The 4,533-nt window shown below is 45.9% G+C and carries 4 protein-coding genes; all 4 read left to right on the top strand.

Annotation, left to right across the window (positions count from 1 at the left end; translation table 11 throughout):
• Positions 1-64 precede the first annotated feature (64 nt).
• The 4 genes from E3J62_08005 to E3J62_08020 all read left to right on the top strand — a co-directional run bounded on the left by E3J62_08005 (position 65) and on the right by E3J62_08020 (position 4,424).
• A complete protein-coding gene (locus E3J62_08005; GenBank protein ID TET45245.1) occupies positions 65-508 on the top strand; it encodes an NfeD family protein in 444 nt (147 codons plus the stop codon).
• 7 nt (positions 509-515) lie between these two features.
• The gene (locus tag E3J62_08010) at positions 516-1,418 is read left to right on the top strand and encodes an SPFH/Band 7/PHB domain protein (GenBank protein TET45248.1); all 903 of its coding nucleotides are present in this window, start codon (positions 516-518) and stop codon (positions 1,416-1,418) included.
• Positions 1,419-1,735: 317 nt separating this feature from the next.
• Positions 1,736-3,370: a methylaspartate mutase gene (locus E3J62_08015; GenBank protein TET45246.1), complete on the top strand. Its 1,635-nt coding sequence runs from the start codon at positions 1,736-1,738 to the stop codon at positions 3,368-3,370.
• A complete protein-coding gene (locus E3J62_08020) occupies positions 3,363-4,424 on the top strand; it encodes a hypothetical protein (GenBank protein TET45247.1) in 1,062 nt (353 codons plus the stop codon). Before E3J62_08015 ends, E3J62_08020 begins: the two co-directional genes overlap by 8 nt.
• Positions 4,425-4,533 lie beyond the last annotated feature (109 nt).

Below are 4,533 nucleotides of genomic sequence, written 5' to 3' on the forward strand. Positions count from 1 at the left end.
AAGTCCGCAGAAGTCTGATTCGTGGGCGTTGATCTCCTGCCTGAAATAGAAAGGAGCAGAGACAATGGAATTTCAGATTTGGTGGATATGGATGATTTTCGCTGCACTTTTTTTTATCGCTGAGATATTCACCATGGGGTTCTTCATCCTGTGGTTTGGCATTGGAGCAGCGGTAGCCGGAGCCTTTGGGATCCTCGGCTTCAATGCTGGCTGGCAGTGGGGAAGTTTCGTCGTAGTATCCGGAGTTCTCTTTGCCTCAACAAGAAGGCTTGCCGAGCGGCTTACCAGGAAGCAGCCACCGGGAATTGGTGCTGACAGATTTATCGGCAAGGTCGGAGTGGTGCTGGAAAGTGTAGACAATGTCAACAATACAGGCCAGGTCAGAATTGACAAAGACAAGTGGAGAGCAGACAGTGATAGCGATGAAGTCATACCCGTAGGAAAGAGAGTGAAAGTTGTCGGCCTGGATGGCACCCATCTGGTCGTCCAGACCAAGGAAGGAGACTGAAATGGGAATCGTAGTGCTATTCTCAATAGTCGGATTCGTGATACTAGTCTTTGCGGCTAACGCGATCAAAATCGTAAGGCCCTGGGAAAAGGCGTTGATAGAACGGTTGGGCAAGTATCAACGCACGGCGGGTAGCGGACTTACCCTTATAATGCCTGTTCTGGAGAGGTTAATGAAGGTAGATATGCGTGAGCAAGTGGTTGACGTGCCTCCACAGGGCGTAATCACAAAAGATAACGTTGTCGTCGAAGTAGACGCAGTTGTCTATTATGAGGTGACCGACCCGGTAAAAGTTACGTATAATGTTGCTGATTTCTACATAGCCGCCACAAAGCTCGCGCAGACGAACTTGAGGAACCTCATTGGAGACTTGGCTCTGGACGAATCCCTCACTTCTCGTGAGATGATAAATACCAAACTGCGTCAGATTCTTGATGATGCTACTGACAAATGGGGCACAAAAGTCACCAGAGTGGAACTCATGAGGATAGACCCTCCCGTAGACGTGACCGAAGCGATGCACCGGCAGATGAAGGCAGAGCGAGAAAGGCGAGCGATGATTCTTGAGGCTGAAGGAAGCAAGCGGGCGGCAATCCTCAAGGCCGAGGGAGAAGCAGAAGCGATAAAGAAGGTTGCCGATGCAAACAAATACAAGAAATTGACCGTGGCCAAGGGAGAGGCAGAGGCAATCAAGACAGTCTATGGAGCTATCCACGAGGGCAGGCCCACGAATGACCTGATTGCCATAAAATATCTTGAGGCTCTCGAGAGCATTGCTGATGGCAAAGCGACCAAGGTGTTCTTGCCTTATGAAGCCTCAGGCATCCTCGCAAGCATTGGCGGGATTGGAGAGCTCCTGAAAGAAAAACTTTCTCCAAAGAAAGGCAAGGCCAAAGAGAAGCAGGCGTAGCTCCCCACAACGCGCAATACCTGAAACCACGAGATTACACCAGATTCGAGAACCCGAAAACGAAATAGGTCCAGCCCGCCGTAGGCGGGATGGGAGATATTTCGTCCTGAGCGAAGTCCGAAGAACGGAGCCGAAGGATCTGCTTGTGCCAGATTGCTTCGCTATCGCTCGCAATGACGATACTTGTTTTGCGCATTCGCCCAGGAGTCCGGGGCCGAAAACTGATAGCAATCTTACGTCTCACATCTGAATCTCGTGGTAATCTGTGATAATCTGTGGTTAGAGAATTCACTCTTTGAAGTCGTAAGAGGCTTTTGATGCCAAAATCACTTCTCCTGATAGATGTTGGAAGCACCAGTACAAAGGCGCATTTTATTGATGGAGACAGAATCGAGACTCAATACGCGGAGACTACTGTTGAAAAGCCCAATGAAGACGTCATGATAGGCGTTAGAAAAGCTGTGGAAGGTATCGAAAATAGAATAAAAAGAAAGCTCTTTGGCAAGGTGGATTTGCTCCTTGCCACATCAAGCGCTGGTGGCGGACTGCAGATGCTCGTGGGAGGTCTGGTAAGACGCATTACAGCATGGAGCGCTGAAAGAACTGCCCTTTCAAGTGGCGCAATCATTATGGACATACTTGCTGTGGACGACGGCAGGTCTTCTTATGACAGGATTGAGATAATCAAGAGCATAAGACCTGATATGATCCTGCTTGCGGGAGGAGAAGACGGAGGAGCTATCACAGCTGTGGCCAGGATGGCAGAAATCATATCTACTGCTGAGCCCCAAGGAAAATATACAGAAAAGATACCACTTGTATATGCCGGAAATGTGTATGCTCGTGAACATGTAGAAAACACCCTCAAAAACGTCACTACCGTGTATCATACTGAAAATGTGAGACCTAAAATTGATGAAGAAAATCCTATCCCTGCTCGTAATAAGATACACGAACTCTTTATGGAACACGTGATGTCAAGAGCACCTGGGTACGGAAAGCTCACGGAGTTTGTAGATGCCCCAATAGTTCCGACACCATCTGCTGCTCAACTAATGGTAAATGAAATGGCCAAAAGGTGGAAGCTGAATATCTTAGCAGTAGATATGGGTGGTGCTACAACTGACATATTCTCAGTTATTGATGGGGTCGAAAACAGAACTGTATCTGCTAATCTTGGAATGAGCTATTCAATGGGAAATGTCTTCTGCAAAGCAGGTGCTGATAAGGTGAAACGATGGATTGCTGAGGACATAAGTATAGAGACCCTCAAAAACATGGTGATGAACAAGGTGCTCTACCCCACATCCTTACCCACGACAGATCTTCAGGTTTCTGTTGAAAGTGCTATTGCAAGAGAGGCTATAAGGTTAGCCTTTAAATATCATATAGATTTTGTGGAAGCAAAAAGGGCGAAATATCTGATCGATGTTTTTGGTAAACACTTAAAAGCTAAAGTGCCCCTTCCATACAGGATTGCCAAAGTGGGGAAGATAGACTGGGAGCCTGGCAAAATTGATCTGATCTTAGGCAGCGGAGGAACTCTCGCTTATACTCCCAGAGAGAGTGCGCTTTCCGTGATTATTGACGCGTTTGAACCCGCAGGGGTTACCAATATCGGAGTGGATAGTAAATTTCTGCTCCCTCATCTTGGAGTGCTTAATACAGTTGAGCCAGAGCTTGCATGGGAGCTTTTTGAGAAATTCTCTTACGCACCACTTGGTATATGTGTCGCACCTGTGGGTAAAATGGGACAAGGAGAGGAAGTTGTCAATATAGAAGGAGTGGTTAAAGTGAAAAAAGGGGATATGGTGAAGACACAATTAGATGGTGAATATAGAATAACCCCTGGGAAAAAAGGAGATTTAGGTGCTGGAAAAGGTAGAGCCATAACAAGGGAATTACATGGAGATGTGATCATAGACGGCAGAGGGAGACCAATAAATGAGTGAACTTACAACAATAAGGAAAGAAAGGACAATACATTTTCCTGGAAAAGTGTTAGTTGAGGAAGGGGACAAGGTTGAGCCAGATACAATAGTTGTGAGAGGAGTCTACAACTTGAGGCGCCTCTTCTTTGTGGAGATAGCAGACTCTCTGCAAATTACTCCCGCACAAATCAATGATTACGTTCTAAAAGAAGAGGGAGATGATGTAGAGGAAGGTGAAATTCTTGCCAAGAAAAGGATCTTTCTGGCTGAAACAGCTAAAAGGAGTTCACCCGTTGAAGGAACAGTAGAACGCATTTCTTCTACTTCTGGGCATATCATAATCAGAGAAAGAGAAATGGATCTCGAACCCAGGAAAGTGAATGTAGCAGAAGAATTGGGAATACAAGGGAATGAAATTCCTCGGTACATGAAGAAAAAAGTGGGTGAGGCAGTTGAAAAAGGTGGTGCAATTGCGGAACTCCCTTTGACAGCAGGATTTAGACTGAAACAATCTATAAGCCCAATTTATGGAGAAATAAAGAGTATGGATACAGAGACTGGAGAAGTAGTCTTACAGAGACCCCATGAGAAAATAGAACTGAAAGCTGGATTGCCGGGAGAAGTAGAAAAGGTTATCTCTGAAAAAGGAGTGATAATAAAAACAAGAGGGTACAGGATCCAGGGAATAATTGGATTCGGCAAGGAAGCATTTGGCGAGGTTAAGTGTGTTGAGAAAATAGAAGATTCTCTGGAAGGAAAAATCATAATCAGCAAGAAAAGAATTCCAGGAGAAGAACTCAAACTGATCAAAGAAAAAGGGGCAAGAGGCATTGTTCTTTCGGAATCAAATGTAGCGGATATAGAAGAGCTATTCGGAGAAGAAGTCTATTCCGGAGTGACGGGCAAAGTAGACAGAGGAATAGTCTTATTACTCCTTGATGGTTTTGGCGAAAAATCGATGAAGGAGGAGAATTGGGAGTTCTTTATGTCCTTGGAGGGCGCTTCAGCTTACCTTAATGGAATGACGCAGATAAGGGCTGGTGTAATAAGACCCGAACTGATCATTTCTTCATAGGTACCGATACGAAGGGACTAGCGCTTCCAGCTCAGCAGTTCCAGTTCCCCGTCCTTCATCCTTCCATACGTGAAGTGTTCCATCCAGTCGCCGAGCAGGCAGAAGATGC

The sequence above is a fragment of the candidate division TA06 bacterium genome (genome assembly GCA_004376575.1).
Lineage (GTDB): Bacteria > Hydrothermota > DG-26 > E44-bin18 > E44-bin18 > E44-bin18.

Coding starts and splice junctions, on each gene's coding strand:
- E3J62_08005 (TET45245.1), top strand. CDS start 65: ATGGAATTTCAGATTTGGTGGATATGGATGATTTTCGCTGCACTTTTT.
- E3J62_08015 (TET45246.1), top strand. CDS start 1,736: ATGCCAAAATCACTTCTCCTGATAGATGTTGGAAGCACCAGTACAAAG.
- E3J62_08020 (TET45247.1), top strand. CDS start 3,363: ATGAGTGAACTTACAACAATAAGGAAAGAAAGGACAATACATTTTCCT.